The sequence below is a fragment of the Hydrogenophaga sp. GW101-3F08 genome, from assembly GCF_059424585.1.
This window is the reverse complement of the sequence record NZ_JBWKZP010000001.1, coordinates 158,678-178,246: the sequence shown is the minus strand read 5'-3', so window position 1 is coordinate 178,246 and position 19,569 is coordinate 158,678. Positions and strand designations below refer to the sequence as shown.

Sequence of the window (19,569 nt, the reverse complement as noted above, 5' to 3'; positions counted from 1 at the left end):
TTCTGGCGGCATCACGCACTCGCACTCCTGGCCCTTGCCCACCCCTCTCATGATGACCATCAAGCGATCGGTTTTCTGGCTCAGCCTGATTGTCGTGGCGGTGCTCTCGTTGATGCCCGTCGAATTCCTGCCTCCCCAGACGCTCAATGTCTGGGACAAGGCCCAGCATGCGCTGGCTTTTGCCGGCCTGGCTCTGCTGGGTCTGCAGCCCTATCCCACGCGCCCATGGCGCCTGGCCCTGTGGCTGCTGGCGTACGGTGGGGCCATCGAGATGATCCAGTCGGCCACCGGCTGGCGGTATGGGGACTGGCTGGATCTGCTGGCCGATGCCCTGGGCATTGCGACAGGGGTCCTGCTCTGGGGTTTGCTTCGCTTGCGTGTACCGCACGCCGGTGGCTGAACACGGGCCATTGCAGATTTCACGGCATGCTCAACGGCCTGACAAGCTCGACAGCACCGACCATGGGCAACCGCGCACAATACGGGCATGACGCAATCGCCGCCCACCCGGACGCTGCCCTGGCTGGAACCTGGGCAGTCGTTTCCACCCGTTGAGACCGCCTGGGGTCCGTCCGATCCCGCCCCAGGGTTGTTGGCTGCGGGCGGCGTGCTGGACGTGCCCACATTGATTGCCGCCTATTCGCAGGGCATCTTTCCCTGGTACAGCGCTGGGCAACCCATCTTGTGGTGGAGCACCGACCCGCGCATGGTGCTTCACTGTCGCCGCTTCCGGCTGCACCGCTCCCTGCGCAAGACCTTGAAAACCCTGCTCAAGACGGGGCGGCTGGAGATCCGGTTCGACCACGGATTCGAGCGCATTATTCAGGCCTGCGCGCACACCCGTCGCGCCGGACAAAGTGGTTCCTGGATCCTGCCACCCATGGTTCAGGCCTATGTCCGTCTGCACCGCGCCGGCATGGCCCACAGCGTGGAAACCTGGATCGACGGTGAGCTCGCTGGCGGTCTCTATTGCGTCAATCTGGGCGGCATGGTTTATGGCGAGTCCATGTTCTGCCGGCAAAGCGATGCCTCAAAGATAGCGCTGGCGGCACTGGTGGCTTTCTGTCGCGCCCATGCCCTGCCCTTGATTGATTGCCAGCAAGACACCTCCCACCTGGCTTCATTGGGTGGCGAGCTCATGCCGCGCGAAGCGTTCTGCCGCCACCTGCGCATGGCCCTCCAACATGCAACGCCGCAGTGGGATTTCCTCCCCGTATACTGGGAGGAAATCCTGAATGAAGGCGGCATTCGAGTGTGACGCACCTCAAAGAACTCCCTCTTCAGGCGCTGCAGTTTTATGCCACAGCGCCTTACCCTTGCAGCTATCTGCAAGGGCATCAGGCCCGCTCGCAGGTCGCCACACCGAGCCATCTGATCCACAACGACGCTTACTCGGACCTGGTCACGCACGGCTTTCGCCGCAGCGGCATGTTCACCTACCGCCCGTACTGCGATGGCTGCCAGGCCTGTGTGCCGTTGAGGGTTCCGGTGAAGCGCTTTGCCCCCAGTCGCAGCCAGCGGCGCTGCCTGGCCAGCCATGCGCACCTGCAGACCCGGGTGCTCAAATTGTGCTTCGTCCCGGAACACTACCAGTTGTACCTGCGCTACCAGAACAGCCGCCACGCAGGCGGGGGCATGGATCACGACAGCATCGACCAGTACACCCAGTTTCTCCTGCAAAGCCGCGTCAACTCGCGATTGATCGAGTTTCACGAACCGGCCAGAAACGGACACCCCCCGCAACTCAAGATGGTGTCTATCGTGGACGTGCTCAACGACGGCCTCTCGGCGGTCTATACGTTCTACGAGCCCGATGACAAGGCGAGCTACGGCACGTACAGCGTGCTCTGGCAGATCGAGCAATCCCGAACCCTGAACCTGCCCCATGTCTATCTGGGTTACTGGATCGCCCAGAGCGACAAAATGCGCTACAAGTCCGGGTTCCGTCCGCACGAAGTGCTCATAGATGGACACTGGATCGCTCGAGACTGAGCCATCGGCCGCCACGAGGGCGGCGCTTGCCTGATCATCGAAACGCGTCGTCAGCCCGAAGCGGGCAGGAAACGTCATTTCATCTTGTAAAATATGCTCAACCCAATTTGAGCCCATGACCAAACGATCCGACAACCTGCCCAGCACCCCCACCGTCCAGGTGATCGAACGCATGTTCAACCTGCTGGAGGTGCTGGCCGCACGCGAGGAGCCGGTTTCACTCAAGGAAATCAGCGAAAAGACCGGCTTGCACCCATCCACAGCCCACCGCATCCTCAACGACCTGACCATCGGGCGTTTTGTGGACAGACCAGAAGCCGGCAGCTACCGTTTGGGCATGCGGCTGCTGGAGCTGGGCAATCTGGTGAAGGCACGTCTGAGCGTGCGCGATGCCGCGCTGCTGCCCATGCGCGAGCTGCACAAGCTGATCCAACAGCCGGTCAACCTGAGTGTTCGCCAGGGCGACGAGATCGTGTATGTGGAACGGGCCTACAGTGAGCGCTCCGGCATGCAGGTGGTGCGCGCCATTGGTGGTCGGGCACCACTGCATCTCACCTCCGTCGGCAAGCTGTTTCTGGCCGCTGACGATCCGCAACGCGTGCGTGCCTATGCCACACGCACCGGTCTGGCCGGCAATACGCGAAACAGCCTGACCCAGCTGGCCACGCTGGAGCGCGAACTGATCCAGTGCCGCCAGGCGGGTCTGGCGCGTGACAACGAAGAACTGGAGCTGGGCGTGCGCTGCATGGCGGCAGGCATCTACGACGACCAATGCAAGCTCGTGGCAGGCCTCTCGATTTCCGCACCCGCCGACCGCATCGATGAAAGCTGGGTGCCCCGGCTGCGCTCCACTGCGGCAGAGATATCTGCCGCACTGGGTTGCCCCAACGTCAAGAATCTGGCACCGGTCGGCCCCTGAATGCTTCTTTCAACAAAAAAAACGGTCCCTGTCGGACCGTTTTTTTATCGGCGGAACTCTTTGTGCCCCGCTCATTCCGGAATGCTCAGCCTTGAGGTCTGACAAGCACGGCCTGAGACGGCGGCGTTTGGGCCTCCACCCACCGACGCACACGCTCGGCATCCTGCGCACGGTCCAGCTTACCCGCCGAGTCCAGGAACACCATGATGAGTTTGCGATCCGCCACCTTCGCCTGCATCACCAAGCATCGGCCCGCTTCAGAGATATAGCCCGTCTTTTGTAACCCGATGTCCCAATCCGGACTGCGAATCAAACGATTGGAGTTCTTGAACTGAAGCATGCGATCGCCCAGCTCCACCAAGTAGCTAGGCGAGGTGGACAGACTGCGCAGAATCGGCCGCTCGTAGGCCACAGACACCAGCGTGGCCAGATCACGGGCACTGGACTGATTCAGGCTCGACAGACCGGTGGGCTCCACGTAGCGGGTATCGCCCATACCCAACTCAAAAGCCTTCTGGTTCATAAGGCTCACGAACTGGTGCAAGCCACCTGGGTAGGTACGCCCCAACGCGTGGGCAGCGCGATTCTCGCTGGACATCAAAGCGAGGTGCATCAACTCACCCCGGCTCAGGGTGGTGCCCACTGCCAAGCGCGACCGACTTCCTTTGAGGGTATCCACGTCATCCTGGGTGATGGTGATCAATTCATCCATCGGCAGGTTGGCGTCGGCAATCACCAGACCCGTCATGAGTTTGGTCAACGAAGCGATGGGAAGCACCGCCGCGTCGTTCTTGCTGAACAGAACTTCGCGGGTGTCCTGATCAATCACCAGCGCCACGCTCGAGTTCAAGTCCAGCGGGTCCAGGCTGCTGCGCAGCCCCAGGCGCTCGCCCACGGACAGCCGGGCCGGCACGGACACACGGACCACGCTCGCTGGCCGGCTGTACGCGGCCGCCGTATACCGCCGGGACTTGCTGCTGGCCACGCGCAGCTTGCCGCCCTTTGACCTCGCCAGGGTGGTTGCCGACTTTTTGCGGGTGTTCTTGGCCAGTCGCTTGGAGCTCGGCGCGGTGCTGCGCTTGGCCTGGACAACCGACGTCTTCCGGGCATGGGTTTTGGCAACCGCCGTGTTTCTTTTGTCCGCGGACTTGGTGGCGACAGGCCTTTTGCCTTTTTCGCTCGAACGGGTCTGGGTGGCGGACTGCACCGACAGCGGAATGGCCAGCGCGGCGGTTAGAGCCAGGCAGGCGGTCGTTTGCAGGATTTTTCGGATGCGATTCGAGCAAAAGACCATGACGCCACTCCAGCAACAGATGTTGTGCTGGAGTGGAGTATAGACAACCCAAGAAAAACTAGCAATATCAAAAGCTTGCCTAAGTTTCTTCGATGATCGGTAGAACAGGTGCTACTTTCGGTATCAATTCAACTGTTCACGATACCAAGATTTGCAAGTCATTGATTTCAAAAGCTTTATCCTTGGGCTGCCACACGGTCAGCCTTGCTGTGCAATTTGTTGAGCGCACTCAGATAGGCCTTGGCCGACGCGACCACGATATCCGGGTCCGCCCCCACGCCATTGACGACCCGCCCGCTGTGTTGCAACCGCACGGTCACTTCCCCCTGGCTTTCGGTCGAACCACTCGTGATGGCATTGACCGAGTACAGCACCAGTTCGGCGCCGCTCTTGACATGGGTTTCAATGGCTTTCAATGAGGCATCCACCGGCCCGTTGCCGTCGGATTCACCGAGGAACTCCTTGCCCGCCACGGTAAACACCACGCGGGCATGGGGCCGCTCGCCGGTTTCACTGCGCTGCGAGAGCGACACCAGGCCGTACTGCTCCTTCTCGGTGGTCACACTCTCGTCACTGCACAGGGCGAGGATGTCTTCGTCGAAGATCTCGCTCTTGCGATCGGCCAGTTCCTTGAAGGCGGCAAATGCGGTGTTGATCTCGCTCTCGGACTCCATCTCGATGCCCAGGTCCTGCAAACGCTGCTTGAAGGCATTCCGACCGCTGAGCTTGCCCAACACAATCTTGTTCGCACTCCAGCCAACGTCTTCGGCCCGCATGATTTCATAGGTGTCTCGCGCCTTGAGCACGCCGTCCTGGTGGATGCCACTGGCATGGGCAAAGGCATTGGCCCCCACCACGGCCTTGTTGGGCTGCACCACGAAACCCGTGGTCTGGCTGACCATGCGGCTGGCAGGCACGATCTGCGTGGTATCAACGCCCACGTCGAGGTTGAAATAGTCGCGACGCGTGCGCACCGCCATCACGACTTCTTCCAGCGAACAGTTGCCAGCGCGCTCACCCAGGCCGTTGATGGTGCACTCCACCTGACGAGCGCCGCCGATCTTGACACCCGCCAGCGAGTTGGCCACCGCCATACCCAGGTCGTTGTGGCAATGAACGGACCAGATCGCCTTGTCCGAGTTGGGCACGCGCTCGCGCAGGGTGCGGATGAAATCGCCATACAGCTCGGGAATCGCGTAGCCCACTGTGTCCGGGATGTTGAGCGTGGTGGCGCCTTCCTTGATGACCGCCTCGAGCACGCGGCAAAGAAAGTCCATGTCACTGCGATAACCGTCTTCGGGACTGAACTCGATGTCGTCGACCAGATTGCGGGCAAAGCGCACCGACTGCTTGGCCTGCTCGAACACTTGATCGGGCGTCATGCGCAGCTTCTTCTCCATGTGCAACGGACTGGTCGCAATGAAGGTGTGGATGCGCGCCCGGTTGGCCCCTTTGAGAGCCTCCGCCGCACGGGAAATGTCGCGGTCGTTGGCCCGTGCCAGCGAGCACACCGTGGAATCCTTGATGGTGTTGGCGATGGCCTGCACACAATCAAAATCACCGTTGGAGCTGGCAGCGAAACCGGCCTCGATCACATCCACCTTCAGGCGTTCCAGCTGGCGTGCGATGCGCAGCTTCTCGTCCTTGGTCATGGAAGCGCCGGGCGACTGCTCGCCGTCGCGCAAGGTGGTGTCAAAAATGATCAGTTTGTCGCTCATCTCAATTCTCCGGTGTGTGGTCTCGTAGACCACTCTTGAAAAAACCCGCAGCCCAAAACAAAACGGCCCGCTGCAGGTGCAAACGGGCCGTTGTTGGAAATCACTCGCGCGTTACCAGACCTGCCCGTTGTGGACACCCAGTAGTAGCGAGAGCGAAACTTGTTTCATGTCAAGCAATGTATCACAAAGGAAGACCCGCCGAGACAACGTGACGTCGCAAACGCCATGGACCCGCTCAATCGTGCAACCCACGCTCATCGGGTTCATCGGTGGAGGTGCTGATCACACTGGTCGGGCGCCCCTTGGCCTTGCGCCAGAAATAGACCGCGTACCCCGACAGGCCGTAGACCACGAAAAGGCCAAACAAGACAGTGGGCGGATGGATGTTGATGATGGCGATACCCAGGGCCACCAGCACAATCGCGGCAAACGGCACGCTCTTCTTGAGGCTCAGGTCCTTGAAACTGTAGAAGGGCACATTGGTGACCATGGTCAAACCAGCGTACAGGGTGAGAGCGAACATCACCCAGGTCACATCCGAGGGAGGTATCTCGGCCTCGGTCATGAGCCAGATGAACCCGGCCACCAGAGCCGCGGCCGCTGGCGATGGCAGCCCCTGGAAGAAGCGCTTGTCCACCACGCCGGTGTTGACGTTGAAGCGGGCCAGCCGCAGCGCCGCGCAGGCGCAGTACACGAACGCGGCGATCCAGCCCCAGCGCCCCAGATCGTTGAGCGTCCAGACGTAGGCAATCAACGCGGGCGCGGCACCGAACGACACCATGTCGGACAGCGAATCCATCTGCTCACCAAACGCACTTTGTGTGTGTGTCATCCGGGCCACGCGGCCATCCAGGCTGTCGAGCACCATGGCCACGAAGATGGCGACCGTGGCCAGATCAAAGCGGCCGTTCATGGCCATGACAATGGCGTAGAACCCACCGAACAGCGCAGCGAGCGTGATCATGTTGGGCAACATGTAGATGCCCTTGCGCCGCCGCGGTGGTTCAATGGTTGTCTGGTTCAGGGGATCGATTCCGTCGTGCATGAATGTCTCGGTTGGAGCCGTATGGCGAGCCAAGGCTCGTGGGTGGCAGTGTAAGCCAGCGAGTCCACCGACTGAAAAGACAAAGGCCACCGAAGTGGCCCTTGCATCGCAATGGACAGCGCCACGGGTCGCTCGCCCGGCAGCGCTTCCACGCCCGGATCAGTTGCGGGTCTGGTCGACCAGCTTGTTCTTGGCGATCCAGGGCATCATGGCACGCAGCTGGGCGCCCACCACTTCGATCTGGTGATCGGCGGTGTTGCGGCGGCGGGCGGTCATGCTCGGGTAGTTCAGACGGCCTTCCTGGATGAACATCTTGGCGTAGTCACCGTTCTGGATGCGCTTCAGAGCGTTGCGCATGGCCTTGCGCGACTCTTCGTTGATCACTTCGGGGCCGGTCACGTACTCGCCGAACTCCGCGTTGTTGGAGATCGAGTAGTTCATGTTGGCGATGCCACCTTCGTAGATCAGATCCACGATCAGCTTGAGTTCGTGCAGGCACTCGAAGTAGGCCATCTCAGGGGCATAACCGGCTTCGACCAGGGTTTCATAACCCATCTTGATCAGCTCGACGGCACCGCCGCACAGCACGGCCTGCTCGCCGAACAGATCAGTCTCGGTCTCTTCCTTGAAGTTGGTCTCGATGATGCCGGCCTTGCCGCCGCCGTTGGCCATGGCGTAGGACAGGGCCAGGTCACGTGCCTTGCCGCTCTTGTCCTGGTGGACGGCGATCAGGTGGGGCACGCCGCCACCCTGCGTGTAGGTGTTGCGCACGGTGTGGCCAGGGGCCTTCGGCGCCACCATCCACACGTCCAGATCGGCGCGGGGCACGACCTGGTTGTAGTGCACGTTGAAACCGTGGGCGAACACCAGCGAAGCACCCTGCTTGATGTTGGGAGCGACGTTGTTGGTGTAGACCTCGGCGATCTGCTCGTCGGGCAGCAGGATCATGACCACGTCAGCCGCCTTCACGGCGTCGTTGACTTCCATCACGGTCAGGCCGGCCTTGCCGACCTTGTCCCAGGAAGCGCCGCCCTTGCGCAGGCCGACCACGACCTTGACGCCGCTGTCGTTCAGGTTTTGTGCATGGGCGTGGCCTTGTGAGCCATAACCAATGATGGCCACGGTCTTGCCCTTGATCAGGCTCAGGTCACAGTCTTTGTCGTAGAAAACTTTCATCTATTGCTCCAGTGGATTTGAGGTGTGTTGCCGTTCTTCGCGAGCCTGTCGAAGGGCTCTCGGGACCCCCATCCGGTGGACAGGGGCTTCGACAGGCTCAGCCAGAACGGGCCAATGGCTGAGCCCTGAAATAGGTCAAACGCGCAGGATTCTCTCACCCCGGCCAATGCCGCAGGAACCGGTGCGCACCGTTTCCAGAATGGCGGTGCGGTCGATGGCTTCCAGGAAAGCGTCGTTCTTGCCCTGGTCACCAGTGAGTTCGATGGTGTAGCTTTTCTCGGTCACGTCGATCACACGACCACGGAATATGTCGGCCATGCGCTTCATTTCCTCGCGCTCCTTGCCCACCGCGCGCACCTTCACCAGCATGAGCTCACGCTCGGTGTAGGCGCCTTCGGTCAGGTCCACCACCTTGACCACCTCGATGAGGCGGTTCAGGTGCTTGGTGATCTGCTCGATCACGTCGTCCGACCCGGTGGTCTGGATCGTCATGCGCGAGAGGCTGGGGTCTTCCGTGGGGGCCACGGTGAGGGATTCGATGTTGTAGCCCCGCGCAGAGAACAGGCCAACCACACGCGAGAGGGCGCCGGGTTCGTTTTCGAGCAGGACAGCGATGATGTGTTTCATGAATGAGATTCCTCTTTTCTGAGCCCTCCCCTGCGCACGGTAATGCGCAGGCTTGGCTGCAAATAGATTCGTCAAGGGACTGCCGACCACCCAAAATGGATGGGCGGCAGGGTGAACAGGGTCAGAGGTCTTCGGCGCCCAGGGTCATCTCGGTGATGCCCTTGCCGGCGCGCACCATGGGGAAGACGTTCTCCGTCGGGTCGGTGCGGAAGTCCATGAACACCGTGCGGTCCTTGAGCTTGCGCGCTTCGCGCAGCGCCGGTTCCACGTCCTGCGGGCGTTCGATCAGCATGCCGACGTGGCCATAGGCCTCGGCGAGCTTCACGAAGTTGGGCAGCGCGTCCATGTAGCTGTGGCTGTAGCGGCCCTCGTAGTCGAGTTCCTGCCACTGGCGCACCATGCCGAGGTAGCGGTTGTTCAGCGCCATGATCTTGATCGGCGTGTTGTACTGCAGACAGGTGGACAGTTCCTGGATGCACATCTGCACTGAACCTTCACCGGTCACGCAGAACACCTCGCTCTCGGGCTTGGCCAGCTTGATACCCATGGCATAGGGAATGCCCACGCCCATGGTGCCCAGGCCACCGGAGTTGATCCAGCGGCGTGGCTCGTTGAACTTGTAGTACTGCGCCGCCCACATCTGGTGCTGGCCGACGTCGGACGTGATGTAGGCATCGGCGTCCTTGGTCATGTTCCAGAGTGTTTCCACCACGTACTGCGGCTTGATCACGTCCTTGTTGCCGCGGTCGTACTTCAGGCATTCCTTCGAACGCCAGCCTTCGATGGCTTCCCACCAGCCCGCGAGCGCCTTTTCGTCGGGCCGGAGCGGGCTTTCGCGCACCATGCTGATCAGCTCGGTCAGCACGTCCTTCACGTCGCCAACGATGGGCACATCCACCTTGACGCGCTTGGAGATGCTCGACGGGTCGATGTCGACGTGGATGATCTTGCGCTCGTTCTGCGCGAAGTGCTTGGGGTTGCCGATCACGCGGTCGTCAAAGCGCGCGCCCACGGCCAGCAGCACGTCGCAGTTCTGCATCGCGTTGTTGGCCTCCACCGTGCCGTGCATGCCCAGCATGCCCAGGAACTTGCGGTCGGTCGCCGGGTAGGCACCCAGGCCCATGAGCGTGTTCGTCACCGGGTAACCCAGCATGTCGACCAGCGTGCGCAACTCCTGCACGGCATTGCCCAGCAGCACGCCGCCACCGGTGTAGATATAGGGCCGCTTGGCCGTCAACAACAGCTGCAATGCCTTGCGGATCTGGCCGCCATGGCCCTTGCGCACCGGGTTGTAGGACCGCATCACCACCGACTCGGGGTAACCGGTGTAGACGGTCTTGTTGAAAGAAACGTCCTTCGGGATGTCCACCACCACCGGGCCGGGCCGGCCGCTGCGGGCGATGTGAAAGGCCTTTTTCATCACCATCGCCATGTCGCGCACGTCTTTCACCAGGAAGTTGTGCTTGACGATGGGGCGCGTGATGCCGACGGTATCGCATTCCTGAAAGGCGTCCAGGCCGATCGCGGCGGTGGGTACCTGGCCGGTGACGATCACCATGGGAATGCTGTCCATGTAGGCGGTGGCGATGCCGGTGATGGCATTGGTCACGCCCGGACCCGAGGTGACAAGCGCCACGCCCACATCGCCGGTGGCGCGCGCGTAGCCGTCGGCGGCGTGCACAGCGGCCTGTTCGTGCCGCACCAGCACGTGCTGGATGGTGTCCTGCTTGTAGAACGCGTCGTAGATGTGCAGCACGGCACCGCCGGGATAGCCCCAGATGTACTTCACACCTTCGGCCTGGAGGGCCTTGATGAGGATTTCTGCGCCGCGGAGTTCTTGGGGGGCTGCACCGGAGGCAGCGGCAGCGGAGGCCAGCTCGGCCTTGTTGATTTCCATGATGAACCTTTCGAGAATTTCTCTGACGAAATACCTTGGGTGCCCCTTCACCCACTCTTGTGAAGCGGTGTCGGGACTTGAGGCCAATGGACATGGGCGGACACATAACCCGCCGGACCTTGGCCCGTTTGCCTGTTGAATTGCAGCCTGTGATTATCGCACTGCAACACGTCTTGTGGATCAACAAGGGTGGATGCAATCGTGGCCAGGCCGCGAATATTGGCCGCAATGCGACAATTCGGGGCCACTTTCCACCGCATCCGATGACCGCGTCCGACACCAACCTGCAGGCCCAGCCCTCCCTGACCGCCCCGTCCCTGACACGCCGCATGGCCTGCTGGCTGTACGAAGGCATCCTGTTGTTCGGCGTGGTGTTCATTGCCGGTTACCTGTTTTCGACACTCACCCAAACCCGCCACGCGCTCGACAACCGCCACCTGCAACAGGGCTTTCTGTTCGTGGTGTTCGGCATCTACTTCACCTGGTTCTGGGCCAAAGGCCAGACGCTGGCCTTGAAGACCTGGCACATCCGCGTGGTGGACCGCCGCGGGCAGCCGCTCACCCAGGCGCGGGCGCTGTTGCGCTACCTCTTGTCGTGGATGTGGTTCCTGCCACCGCTGGCCGTGGGTGGCGCGTTCAGATTGCCCGGTGGCGAGTTGACCGTGATCGTGATCGGCTGGGTGGCCATCTGGGCGGTTCTTTCGCGCTTCCATCCCCAACGCCAGTTCCTGCACGACGCACTCGCGGGCACGCGGCTGGTTCACCACAAGCCTGCAGCGCCCCTCAAGGCGGCCCAACATCAGGCCTGAAGTCTCTTGTCTACCGGTATGCCCACCACCACCCCCAACCGCCCCGCCACAACCGCACCTGCGGTGTCAACCCGTTCCGCCCGCGAACCCGTCAACGCCCAGAAACAGCGCACCGGCCTGGCGCGCATGCTGCACGCCTTCGGTTACTCCATGGCCGGACTGCGCGCGGGCTGGGGCGAAACGGCCTTCCGGCAGGAAGCGCTGGCCGCCCTGGTGCTGGTTCCGCTGTCCTTCTGGCTGGGCCGCAGCTGGGTCGAGGTGGCCTTGCTGGCGGGCACCGTGCTCGCGGTGATGGTGGTCGAACTGCTGAACACCGGCATTGAAGCCGCCATCGACCGCATCGGCCCGGAATGGCACGACCTCTCCAAACGCGCCAAGGACATGGGCAGCGCGGCCGTGCTGCTGAGCCTGCTGCTTTGTTTCGGCGTCTGGACTGCGGCGCTCTGGACCCGGCTGGTCTGAACACCTCACCTTCTTCAACTTCCCATGACGGCCCCCCACTTTTCCCTGTGTGTCTATTGCGGCTCCCGCCCTGGCGCCCGCCCCGAGTTCACCGACGCTGCCCGCACAGTCGGTCACTGGATCGGCAGCCATGGAGGGCAACTGGTCTATGGCGGTGGTCGCAACGGCCTTATGGGTACCGTGGCCCAGGCCACGCTGGACGCGGGCGGGCGCGTGGTCGGCATCATCCCCAAGGCCCTGGTGGAGAAGGAATGGGCCAACCACAGCTGCACCGAACTGCACGTGGTCGACACCATGCATGAACGCAAGCGTCTGATGGCCGAAAAGGCGGACGCATTCGTTGCGCTGCCTGGCGGCATTGGAACGTTCGAGGAGTTTTTTGAAGTCTGGACCTGGCGCCAGCTGGGCTACCACGACAAACCGGTGGGCCTGCTCAACCTGGCGGGTTACTACGATGGGTTGATGCAGTTCCTGCGCACCAGCGTCGAAGCGCAGTTCATGGGCGCCTGGCAGATGGACCTGATCCGCGTCGACAGCGACGCACACCGGCTGCTGCCCGAACTGGTGCAGGCTGCGGGCCTGTCACCCGCGGCCCAGCTCGACGCGATCTGAATGGGGGGCGGACCCGCCGCTTCCCCTCAAACCGCGGTTTCGTCTTCTTCGCCGGTGCGGATGCGCACCACCCGCTCGACGGAGGTGACGAAAATCTTGCCATCCCCGATCTTGCCGGTGCGCGCGGCGCGGATGATGGCGTCGACACAGCGGTCCAGGTCGTCGGTCTTGACCACCACCTCCACCTTTACCTTGGGCAGAAAGTCCACCACGTATTCGGCGCCCCGGTACAGCTCGGTGTGTCCCTTCTGGCGCCCAAACCCCTTCACCTCGGTCACGGTCAGACCGGTCACACCCTGCTCGGCCAAGGCTTCACGCACCTCCTCCAGCTTGAATGGTTTGATGACGGCGGTGATCTGCTTCATGCGTGTTCTCCAGGGCAAGTCTTGAGGGAATGCGCTAGTTTATGCCCAAGGCCAGCCGCACGCTGCGTACACTGAAGGCACCCCCAATCGAAGCATGCCCATGCCCATTTCCGAAGCCGTCCGCACCGCGCCCCACGCCCTGCCCCGCCACGTGCCCATCACCGTCAGTGTCCGGGGCATCCATCCGGAAAACGTCCACTTCGGATCGTTGGCCGTGGTGGACACGCAGGGCCGGCTGCTGGCGAGTGTGGGAGACGTCGACACGCCGGTTTTCACCCGCTCGGCGCTGAAGCCGTTTCAAGCCATGCCCGTGATTGCGCAGGCGGCACAGCGCCATCGGCTGGACGACGCCGACATCGCCCTGCTCTGCGCCAGCCACAACGGCGAGCCCATGCACGTGGAGCGCGTTGCTGCGCTGCTGTCCCGCATCGACGCGGGCGAGTCGGCGCTGGCCTGCGGCACCCACACGCCGTTCTTCTACCGCTTCAACGACGCCACGCCCGAGCCCGGTGCGCGATTCACCCGTCTGCACCACAACTGTTCGGGCAAACACACGGGCATGTTGTTGCTGGCCAGTGCGCTCGGCCTGCCCCTGAGCGGCTACCTCGACCTTGACCACCCGGTGCAGGAGCAGATCCGGACCAGTGTGAGCCATTTCTCGGGTGTGCCGGTGGACCAGCTGGTGTGGGGCATCGACGGCTGCAGCGCCCCCAACTACGCGCTGCCGCTGCGCGCGCTGGCCCACGCTTTCGCCCGCCTGACGCTCGCCGCGCCGGACCCGGTGTACGGCGATGCCCCGCAGCGCATTGCTCGCGCCATGAGCCAACACCCCGAGCTGGTCAGTGGACAGGGTCGCAACGATCTGGCGCTGATGCGCGCCGGCCGTGGCGACTGGGTGAGCAAGGTGGGCGCCGACGGTGTGCAGGTGCTGGCCAGTTTCAGCCGTGGCGTGGCCATCGCGGCCAAATGCAGCGACGGCCAGCTGACGCCACTGATGGTGGCTTTCGTGGCGGCGCTGGAGCAGCTCGGCTGGCTCGATGAACAAAGCCGCGCGGTCCTGGCCAGCCTGATCCCGCCGCCGCTGAAAAATGCTGCCGGCATCGAGGTGGGCGAGCTACGCGCGGTGCTGGAGTTGCCGTTTTCCTAGGCCGTTTCAGCGGGAGACTCAAGCCCGATATTTGCTCGTGATCGGGTAGCGCCAGTCCTTGCCGAAACTGCGGTGGGTCACGCGAATGCCCACCGGCGCCTGACGGCGCTTGTACTCGTTGATGCGGATCAGGCGCACCACCTTGTCCACGTCGGCGCGCGCATAGCCCGCCGCCTCGATGCTGTCGGGGCTCTGGTCGTTTTCCATGTAGCGCTCGATGATGGCGTCGAGCACGGCGTATTCGGGCAGGCTGTCCTGGTCTTTCTGGTCGGGCCGCAGCTCGGCGCTGGGCGGACGGGTGATGATGCGCTCGGGGATCGGGTTGGCACCGGTGCCATAGGGGTCGTGCGCGTTGCGCCAGCGCGCCAGACGGAACACCAGGGTCTTGGCCACGTCCTTGATCACGGCAAAACCGCCCGCCATGTCGCCGTACAGCGTGCAGTAGCCGGTGGCCATTTCGCTCTTGTTGCCGGTGGTCAGCACGATGCTGCCGAACTTGTTGGACAAGGCCATCAGCAGCGTGCCGCGGATGCGCGCCTGCAGGTTTTCTTCCGTCGTGTCTTCGGGCAGGCCGGCGAACTCGGTGGCCAGGCTGGCCTTGAATGCGTCGAACTGCGGCGCAATGGCGATCTCGTCGTAGCGCACACCCAGGCGCTCGGCCATGTCGCGCGCGTCGATCCAGGAGATATCGGCCGTGTAGGGCGAGGGCATCATCACCGTGCGCACCCGGTCCTTGCCGAGCGCATCCACCGCAATGGCCAGCACCAGGGCCGAGTCGATCCCGCCCGACAAGCCCAGGATCGCTCCGGGAAATCCGTTTTTGCCGATGTAGTCGCGCACACCGAGCACCAGCGCGTGCCACAGGTCGGCCTCCTGGCTGTGGGCGCGGTCGGTGGTGGCGTCGATCCGCCAGCCCGACCCCTGCCGAGTGAAGGCCACGTCAAACAGCGCTTCCTCAAAACTCACCGCCCGGCCCGCCAGCGCACCGTCGTCGCCGAGCACGAAGCTGCGCCCCTCGAACACGATCTCGTCCTGGCCGCCCACCAGGTGGGCATAGACCAGCGGCAGGCCGGTGGCACGCACGCGCTCGCGCATGGTGGCTTCGCGCTCGCCGCCCTTGCCGGTGTGAAAGGGCGACGCATTGATGACCGCCAGCACGTCGGCCCCAGCGGCCTGGGCATCGGCCGCCGGCTCGTCGAACCAGGCGTCCTCGCAGATCAGCAAACCGACCCGCACCACGTCACCCGCCATGCGCACGTCGAACACGCAGGCCTCGTGGCCCGGCACAAAGTAGCGCCGTTCGTCGAACACCTGGTAGTTGGGCAGCTCGCGCTTGGCGTAGGTCTGTTGCACCCGGCCTTCCAGCAACACACTCGCGGCGTTGTGCAGGCGGGCCACCGACACGCTGCGTTCCCGCCGGTCCACGTTGCTCGCGCCCGCCGCCCTGGCCGGATGACCCACCACGATGTGCAGGCCATTGAGGCCGGCGGTCTCGGCGGCCACGGTTTTCAGGGCATCATCACAGGCGTCGATGAAGGCGGGGCGCAGGAACAGGTCTTCGGCGGCGTAGCCGCACAGGGCGAGTTCGGGTGTGAGCAACACCCGTGCGCCGCGGCCATGCGCCTGGCGCGCCGCATCGATGATCTTGCGGGCGTTGCCGGCCATGTCGCCCACCACGAAATTGAGCTGAGCCACGCAAATGGGAAGTGTCATGGAATCTGGAAAAGTTGCTGCGGGGGCCACCGCCACGGGGTCAAAGATACCCCGTCCGTCCACCCGGGAAATGCCCCCTTCAGGCATGGCATGAAGGGGCAGAAAGTGTCTGCGCACCAGCGCGCCAACGATTATGTCACCCGGGTCCTGGCCTCGCCTGCGGCCATCCCGGCCACCGCCTGGAACCACCTGCTGGCGCTGGAAACCGATCCCAGCCCCTTCATGCGCCACGAGTACCTGACAGCACTGCACGACAGCGGCTGTGCGCGGGAGAAGGCCGGCTGGCAGGCACAGTTCGTCACCCTCTGGCGTGGCGACGAACTGCACGCGGCCTGCCCGATGTACCTGAAGAACCACTCGTACGGCGAGTACGTGTTCGACTGGGCCTGGGCCAACGCCTATGCCCAGCACGGGCTTGACTACTACCCCAAGGCACTGGTGGCGGTGCCATTCACCCCGGTGCCCGGCGCGCGGCTGCTGGCCCGCGACCCCGAGGCCCGCGCAGCACTGGTGCGCGCCTTGCTTCAGCATGCACGCGACGAAGACCTGTCCTCGCTGCACCTGCTGTTCGCCCAACCGCAGGACATAGCGGCCTGCGAGCAGAACGGCATGCTGCTGCGCCACACCGTGCAGTTCCACTGGACGAACGGGGCCTCCGCACTTTCCACACCGTTCACCGACTTCGAACATTTCCTCGCAAGCCTGCAGCAGGAAAAACGCAAAAAGATCCGCCAGGAACGCCGCAAGGTAGCCGATGCCGGGGTGACTTTCCGATGGGCCAGGGGACAGGACATCACGCCCGCGGACTGGGCATTTTTCTACCGCTGCTACGAGCGCACCTACCTCGAACACGGCAACGCGCCCTATCTGAATCGCGACTTTTTCCAGCGCATGGCCCACACCATGGCCGACCATTGGCTGCTGTTCGTGGCCGAACGCGCTGGCCACCCCATCGCCTGCAGTCTGATCGCCCTCGATGCCGATGCGCGGGTGGCCTATGGGCGCTATTGGGGTGCGCTGGAACGGGTGGACTGTCTGCATTTCGAGGCCTGCTACTACCAGCCACTGGCCTGGTGCATTGAGCACGGCTTCCTGCGCTTTGAAGGCGGCGCGCAAGGCGAGCACAAGATGGCGCGCGCCCTGCTGCCGGTCAAAACCACCAGCGCCCACTGGCTGGCCCACCCCTCCTTCGCCGACGCGGTCGAGCGTTTCCTGGAGCGCGAGGGCGCGGGCATCGGGCAGTACCTGGACCACCTGGCCCAACGCAGCCCGCTGCGTGCGCCGCCACACGGTTCATCGGCGCACATACCCCACAATAGCGACTGAACGCCGCCACGCCAGGACACACCGGCCCACACGCCCGCCGGGGTCCGCGCGATGGCCGTGTCTGGTTACATACTGACTACACTCAGCCGACATGGACGACACCGACGCTTTTTTCACCCAGACCATCGTGGGCGCTCCGTTCACGGTCTCATTGGGCAAGCGCCGTGTGGTGCCCAGCGGCCCTGCCCAGGGGCTGGACGTCGACCCGAGCAGCGGGGAGAGCCGCCTGACACAGCTCTGGCGCGACTGGGTGGTGCTCAGCCATGCCAACGACCCGGTGGGGCGCCCTCGTCTTCGCCCGGGGCCCGTGCGGGGTTTCCTCGAACGGCACGCGCTGTGGATCGCCCTGCTGGGGCTGCTGAGCCTGCTGGTCTCGGTGGTTTTCTGGGGAGTCACCCGGTGGAACTGAAGACCCCTCAGGACACGCTCACGCTCGACCCGGTGGCCATGAACGTGGTCAACCGCGTGGCGGCAGGCAGCCGGCTCAGCGGCGAGTTGCAGTTTGAAGGTGGCCTGCTCGTGCAGGGCGAAATCTCCGGCCGCATCCGTGTCAACGGCCGCCTCATCGTCTGGACAGGTGGCGTGGTTCGTGGCAGGGTTCGCGTGATGGGCGACTTCTATCTGTTTGGGCAACTGGGCGCGACGGACGCCGACCCGAGCGACACCAGCCTCGAATGCCAGGGCATGGCCTACGTGTCCAAAACGGGTGTCTCCACCGGCACGCTCATGGCCCGGCGCCTGCAGCTGTACGAAGGCGCCGATCTGCAGGGGCCATTCAAGACGCTCAAACCCGGCAGCAAGCTGCCGGTGCTGCAGGACGTGCACACCGACCAGCCTTGACACCCTCGATCCGACCCACTGCCATGAAAGCCGATCGTTATCTGCACCCCGACCGCCACCTGGAACAGGATTTAGGAACCGACGACATGAACGACTACGACAACCCGCCCCCACCACCGCAGGACTTCCAGGACAACAACGGCATGCAGCCGGTCGAAGGCAATACGCTGGAAATCGATGTGGGACGGGCCATGCCGCCGAGCCAGCCGGGGCATCTGCCGCTGCTGCAGCCCCAGGTGCATGCGGCCGTGCCGGTTGACGTCCTCGAAGGTGGGCAGGCCCGAAGCATGGTGGCCGAAGGCATGCATTTCGTGGGCAACGCCGAACTGCGTGGCCCCTGCAGCATCGCTGGTCAGGTGGATGGCAATCTGACGCAGGCCCCCGGCGTCGCAGTGGCCGTGGTGGTGACCGAAACCGGTCGCGTCAAGGGCGACATCACCGCCCAGAAGATCTCCGTCATGGGCCACACCGACGGGATTCTGGATTCCGGCCAGGGTGAAGTCTCGTTGCACGACACCGCCAGCGTGCATGGCCTGGTGCGTTATGGACGCATCCAGGTCAATGGCGCCGACCTCAACGCCACGCTGGAGCGTGTGCCCGTCCAGAAGCCGGGCACCTGACGGTCCTCCATGCTGTGGAACGGATCGGCACGACCACCCCACCGTATGGCGAAAGCGCCGGTGCCCGACACCGAGGCTGTGCGCCAGGCCGCGCTGCGGGCCAGTTGGCGACGCGACCGCTGGGTCGCCCGGCGCCGGCTGCTGGGGCGCTGGCTGCTGTGGTGCCTGAGGCGCTATGTGCTGCCCATCGTGCTGATCATCGGCCTGGGCCTCCTGTTGTGGCTCGGTGTCTGGCCCAGCCTGCGCAGGCCCTTCGAAACAGCCCGTCCGGCAGTGGCATCCAGCGCTCCGTTGCCGCCAACACCGCCAAACCCGCCAATGGGGTCCGCTCCTGGGCCTCAGGGCCCTGTCCTGCCGCCACCCGCGAACGACCCACCCCCCAGTACCACCCTCGCCTCGGGCATCGACCCGGTCGATGCAGCGCACAACGCGGGCCTGCGGCTCGACACCCATTGGCCCACCGCGACGACCGCGCAGGCCGCGGTACAGACCGCACCACCGGCACCGCCCCCTTCCACCCCTCATCTGAAACCCGAAAACTGGTTGCACAGCAAGGAGCCCTGACCCCATGAGCCACAACCCCGCATCGACCCGCCTCGTCCCCGCCGAGCGCCTCTCGGCCATCACCAGCCTGATCGCCGAAGGTGCTGTCTTCGACGGCAACTTCCACACCACGCGCGACCAGGGCATCAAGGTCGACGGCCAGCTCAAGGGCAACATCACCTTCGAAACCGGCGGCACGCTGCACGTGGGCGCCACCGGCGTGATCGAGAACACCCGGCTGGAAGCGGACTATGTGTTCATTGAAGGCAAAGTGATCGGCACCGTGATCGCGCGCAAGGCGCTGGAAATCACCGGTTCGGCCACGCTGATCGGCGATGCCAGCTACGACGAGCTGATCGACATGCACCCACGCGCCCGGGTGCGCGGCAAGATCGAGTACCGCGGAGACATCGACGCGGCCCCGAACTGAAGCCTCGCGGCGTCCAGCGCACCGCCCGAAAACA

Annotated in this window: 22 protein-coding genes; 14 read left to right on the top strand and 8 right to left on the bottom strand. The window is 63.7% G+C overall.

Annotated features, from left to right (window positions below):
* Window positions 1-34: 34 nt before the first annotated feature.
* The 4 genes from AC07YZ_RS00835 to AC07YZ_RS00820 all read left to right on the top strand — a co-directional run bounded on the left by AC07YZ_RS00835 (window position 35) and on the right by AC07YZ_RS00820 (window position 2,911).
* The gene (locus AC07YZ_RS00835) at window positions 35-400 is read left to right on the top strand and encodes a VanZ family protein (RefSeq protein WP_226493265.1); all 366 of its coding nucleotides are present in this window, start codon (window positions 35-37) and stop codon (window positions 398-400) included.
* Between the two features lie 87 nt (window positions 401-487).
* Window positions 488-1,258, top strand: a complete 771-nt coding sequence (gene aat / locus AC07YZ_RS00830; RefSeq protein WP_494793334.1) for a leucyl/phenylalanyl-tRNA--protein transferase — start codon at window positions 488-490, stop codon at window positions 1,256-1,258.
* Window positions 1,255-1,992 carry an arginyltransferase gene (locus AC07YZ_RS00825; protein ID WP_226493267.1) on the top strand — a complete coding sequence of 246 codons (738 nt, stop codon included), beginning with the start codon at window positions 1,255-1,257 and terminating at the stop codon, window positions 1,990-1,992. Before aat ends, AC07YZ_RS00825 begins: the two co-directional genes overlap by 4 nt.
* A 115-nt stretch (window positions 1,993-2,107) precedes the next feature.
* Window positions 2,108-2,911, top strand: coding sequence for an IclR family transcriptional regulator (locus AC07YZ_RS00820; protein WP_226493268.1), 804 nt, complete (start codon window positions 2,108-2,110; stop codon window positions 2,909-2,911).
* Between the two features lie 85 nt (window positions 2,912-2,996).
* Here AC07YZ_RS00820 and AC07YZ_RS00815 read toward each other — a convergent pair whose 3' ends face one another.
* From AC07YZ_RS00815 to AC07YZ_RS00790, 6 genes are all read right to left on the bottom strand, one after another.
* The gene (locus AC07YZ_RS00815) at window positions 2,997-4,205 is read right to left on the bottom strand and encodes a serine hydrolase (RefSeq protein ID WP_494793333.1); all 1,209 of its coding nucleotides are present in this window, start codon (window positions 4,203-4,205) and stop codon (window positions 2,997-2,999) included.
* A 176-nt stretch (window positions 4,206-4,381) separates the two neighbouring features.
* Window positions 4,382-5,923: a 2-isopropylmalate synthase gene (locus AC07YZ_RS00810; protein WP_226493270.1), complete on the bottom strand. Its 1,542-nt coding sequence runs from the start codon at window positions 5,921-5,923 to the stop codon at window positions 4,382-4,384.
* Between the two features lie 235 nt (window positions 5,924-6,158).
* Window positions 6,159-6,968, bottom strand: a complete 810-nt coding sequence (gene pssA, locus AC07YZ_RS00805; protein ID WP_226493271.1) for a CDP-diacylglycerol--serine O-phosphatidyltransferase — start codon at window positions 6,966-6,968, stop codon at window positions 6,159-6,161.
* Window positions 6,969-7,127: 159 nt separating this feature from the next.
* Window positions 7,128-8,144 carry a ketol-acid reductoisomerase gene (gene ilvC, locus AC07YZ_RS00800; RefSeq protein WP_226493272.1) on the bottom strand — a complete coding sequence of 339 codons (1,017 nt, stop codon included), beginning with the start codon at window positions 8,142-8,144 and terminating at the stop codon, window positions 7,128-7,130.
* Window positions 8,145-8,279: 135 nt separating this feature from the next.
* The gene (ilvN, locus tag AC07YZ_RS00795; RefSeq protein WP_226493273.1) at window positions 8,280-8,771 is read right to left on the bottom strand and encodes an acetolactate synthase small subunit; all 492 of its coding nucleotides are present in this window, start codon (window positions 8,769-8,771) and stop codon (window positions 8,280-8,282) included.
* Between the two features lie 121 nt (window positions 8,772-8,892).
* On the bottom strand, window positions 8,893-10,668 hold the full coding sequence (locus tag AC07YZ_RS00790) for an acetolactate synthase 3 catalytic subunit (RefSeq protein WP_494793332.1): 1,776 nt from the start codon (window positions 10,666-10,668) through the stop codon (window positions 8,893-8,895).
* A 329-nt stretch (window positions 10,669-10,997) separates the two neighbouring features.
* Here AC07YZ_RS00790 and AC07YZ_RS00785 point away from each other — a divergent pair, with 329 nt between their 5' ends.
* The 3 genes from AC07YZ_RS00785 to AC07YZ_RS00775 are packed head-to-tail and all read left to right on the top strand — an operon-like array spanning window position 10,998 to window position 12,551.
* On the top strand, window positions 10,998-11,477 hold the full coding sequence (locus AC07YZ_RS00785) for an RDD family protein (RefSeq protein ID WP_413465806.1): 480 nt from the start codon (window positions 10,998-11,000) through the stop codon (window positions 11,475-11,477).
* Between the two features lie 18 nt (window positions 11,478-11,495).
* Window positions 11,496-11,939, top strand: coding sequence for a diacylglycerol kinase (locus tag AC07YZ_RS00780; RefSeq protein ID WP_413465764.1), 444 nt, complete (start codon window positions 11,496-11,498; stop codon window positions 11,937-11,939).
* A gap of 24 nt (window positions 11,940-11,963) precedes the next feature.
* Complete coding sequence (locus tag AC07YZ_RS00775) at window positions 11,964-12,551, top strand: LOG family protein (protein WP_226493276.1); 588 nt, start codon at window positions 11,964-11,966, stop codon at window positions 12,549-12,551.
* Window positions 12,552-12,577: 26 nt separating this feature from the next.
* Here the strand turns inward: AC07YZ_RS00775 and AC07YZ_RS00770 are convergent, their stop codons facing one another.
* The gene (locus AC07YZ_RS00770) at window positions 12,578-12,916 is read right to left on the bottom strand and encodes a P-II family nitrogen regulator (protein ID WP_068168637.1); all 339 of its coding nucleotides are present in this window, start codon (window positions 12,914-12,916) and stop codon (window positions 12,578-12,580) included.
* A 100-nt stretch (window positions 12,917-13,016) separates the two neighbouring features.
* On the opposite strand from AC07YZ_RS00770, the gene AC07YZ_RS00765 reads away from it, so the two are divergent.
* The gene (locus AC07YZ_RS00765; RefSeq protein ID WP_494793331.1) at window positions 13,017-14,063 is read left to right on the top strand and encodes an asparaginase; all 1,047 of its coding nucleotides are present in this window, start codon (window positions 13,017-13,019) and stop codon (window positions 14,061-14,063) included.
* An 18-nt stretch (window positions 14,064-14,081) separates the two neighbouring features.
* Here AC07YZ_RS00765 and AC07YZ_RS00760 read toward each other — a convergent pair whose 3' ends face one another.
* Complete coding sequence (locus AC07YZ_RS00760; protein WP_226493278.1) at window positions 14,082-15,776, bottom strand: NAD+ synthase; 1,695 nt, start codon at window positions 15,774-15,776, stop codon at window positions 14,082-14,084.
* A gap of 90 nt (window positions 15,777-15,866) precedes the next feature.
* Here AC07YZ_RS00760 and AC07YZ_RS00755 point away from each other — a divergent pair, with 90 nt between their 5' ends.
* From AC07YZ_RS00755 to AC07YZ_RS00730, 6 genes are all read left to right on the top strand, one after another.
* Window positions 15,867-17,102 carry a GNAT family N-acetyltransferase gene (locus AC07YZ_RS00755; protein ID WP_494793330.1) on the top strand — a complete coding sequence of 412 codons (1,236 nt, stop codon included), beginning with the start codon at window positions 15,867-15,869 and terminating at the stop codon, window positions 17,100-17,102.
* A 91-nt stretch (window positions 17,103-17,193) separates the two neighbouring features.
* Window positions 17,194-17,511: a hypothetical protein gene (locus AC07YZ_RS00750; protein WP_494793329.1), complete on the top strand. Its 318-nt coding sequence runs from the start codon at window positions 17,194-17,196 to the stop codon at window positions 17,509-17,511.
* Complete coding sequence (locus tag AC07YZ_RS00745; RefSeq protein WP_494793328.1) at window positions 17,502-17,942, top strand: polymer-forming cytoskeletal protein; 441 nt, start codon at window positions 17,502-17,504, stop codon at window positions 17,940-17,942. Before AC07YZ_RS00750 ends, AC07YZ_RS00745 begins: the two co-directional genes overlap by 10 nt.
* Before the next feature lie 23 nt (window positions 17,943-17,965).
* Window positions 17,966-18,562 carry a bactofilin family protein gene (locus AC07YZ_RS00740; protein WP_226493282.1) on the top strand — a complete coding sequence of 199 codons (597 nt, stop codon included), beginning with the start codon at window positions 17,966-17,968 and terminating at the stop codon, window positions 18,560-18,562.
* Between the two features lie 45 nt (window positions 18,563-18,607).
* Window positions 18,608-19,126: a hypothetical protein gene (locus AC07YZ_RS00735; RefSeq protein ID WP_494793327.1), complete on the top strand. Its 519-nt coding sequence runs from the start codon at window positions 18,608-18,610 to the stop codon at window positions 19,124-19,126.
* 4 nt (window positions 19,127-19,130) lie between these two features.
* Window positions 19,131-19,535 carry a bactofilin family protein gene (locus AC07YZ_RS00730; protein WP_068168598.1) on the top strand — a complete coding sequence of 135 codons (405 nt, stop codon included), beginning with the start codon at window positions 19,131-19,133 and terminating at the stop codon, window positions 19,533-19,535.
* Window positions 19,536-19,569: the final 34 nt, after the last annotated feature.

What these genes read in the sequence shown, in the direction of transcription:
- aat (WP_494793334.1), top strand. Translation starts at nt 488, where the DNA reads ATGACGCAATCGCCGCCCACCCGGACGCTGCCCTGGCTGGAACCTGGG.
- AC07YZ_RS00820 (WP_226493268.1), top strand. Translation starts at nt 2,108, where the DNA reads ATGACCAAACGATCCGACAACCTGCCCAGCACCCCCACCGTCCAGGTG.
- AC07YZ_RS00815 (WP_494793333.1), bottom strand. Translation starts at nt 4,205, where the DNA reads ATGGTCTTTTGCTCGAATCGCATCCGAAAAATCCTGCAAACGACCGCC.
- AC07YZ_RS00810 (WP_226493270.1), bottom strand. Translation starts at nt 5,923, where the DNA reads ATGAGCGACAAACTGATCATTTTTGACACCACCTTGCGCGACGGCGAG.
- pssA (WP_226493271.1), bottom strand. Translation starts at nt 6,968, where the DNA reads ATGCACGACGGAATCGATCCCCTGAACCAGACAACCATTGAACCACCG.
- ilvC (WP_226493272.1), bottom strand. Translation starts at nt 8,144, where the DNA reads ATGAAAGTTTTCTACGACAAAGACTGTGACCTGAGCCTGATCAAGGGC.
- ilvN (WP_226493273.1), bottom strand. Translation starts at nt 8,771, where the DNA reads ATGAAACACATCATCGCTGTCCTGCTCGAAAACGAACCCGGCGCCCTC.
- AC07YZ_RS00790 (WP_494793332.1), bottom strand. Translation starts at nt 10,668, where the DNA reads ATGGAAATCAACAAGGCCGAGCTGGCCTCCGCTGCCGCTGCCTCCGGT.
- AC07YZ_RS00785 (WP_413465806.1), top strand. Translation starts at nt 10,998, where the DNA reads ATGGCCTGCTGGCTGTACGAAGGCATCCTGTTGTTCGGCGTGGTGTTC.
- AC07YZ_RS00780 (WP_413465764.1), top strand. Translation starts at nt 11,496, where the DNA reads ATGCCCACCACCACCCCCAACCGCCCCGCCACAACCGCACCTGCGGTG.
- AC07YZ_RS00775 (WP_226493276.1), top strand. Translation starts at nt 11,964, where the DNA reads ATGACGGCCCCCCACTTTTCCCTGTGTGTCTATTGCGGCTCCCGCCCT.
- AC07YZ_RS00770 (WP_068168637.1), bottom strand. Translation starts at nt 12,916, where the DNA reads ATGAAGCAGATCACCGCCGTCATCAAACCATTCAAGCTGGAGGAGGTG.
- AC07YZ_RS00765 (WP_494793331.1), top strand. Translation starts at nt 13,017, where the DNA reads ATGCCCATTTCCGAAGCCGTCCGCACCGCGCCCCACGCCCTGCCCCGC.
- AC07YZ_RS00760 (WP_226493278.1), bottom strand. Translation starts at nt 15,776, where the DNA reads ATGACACTTCCCATTTGCGTGGCTCAGCTCAATTTCGTGGTGGGCGAC.
- AC07YZ_RS00755 (WP_494793330.1), top strand. Translation starts at nt 15,867, where the DNA reads ATGAAGGGGCAGAAAGTGTCTGCGCACCAGCGCGCCAACGATTATGTC.
- AC07YZ_RS00750 (WP_494793329.1), top strand. Translation starts at nt 17,194, where the DNA reads ATGGACGACACCGACGCTTTTTTCACCCAGACCATCGTGGGCGCTCCG.
- AC07YZ_RS00740 (WP_226493282.1), top strand. Translation starts at nt 17,966, where the DNA reads ATGAAAGCCGATCGTTATCTGCACCCCGACCGCCACCTGGAACAGGAT.
- AC07YZ_RS00735 (WP_494793327.1), top strand. Translation starts at nt 18,608, where the DNA reads ATGGCGAAAGCGCCGGTGCCCGACACCGAGGCTGTGCGCCAGGCCGCG.
- AC07YZ_RS00730 (WP_068168598.1), top strand. Translation starts at nt 19,131, where the DNA reads ATGAGCCACAACCCCGCATCGACCCGCCTCGTCCCCGCCGAGCGCCTC.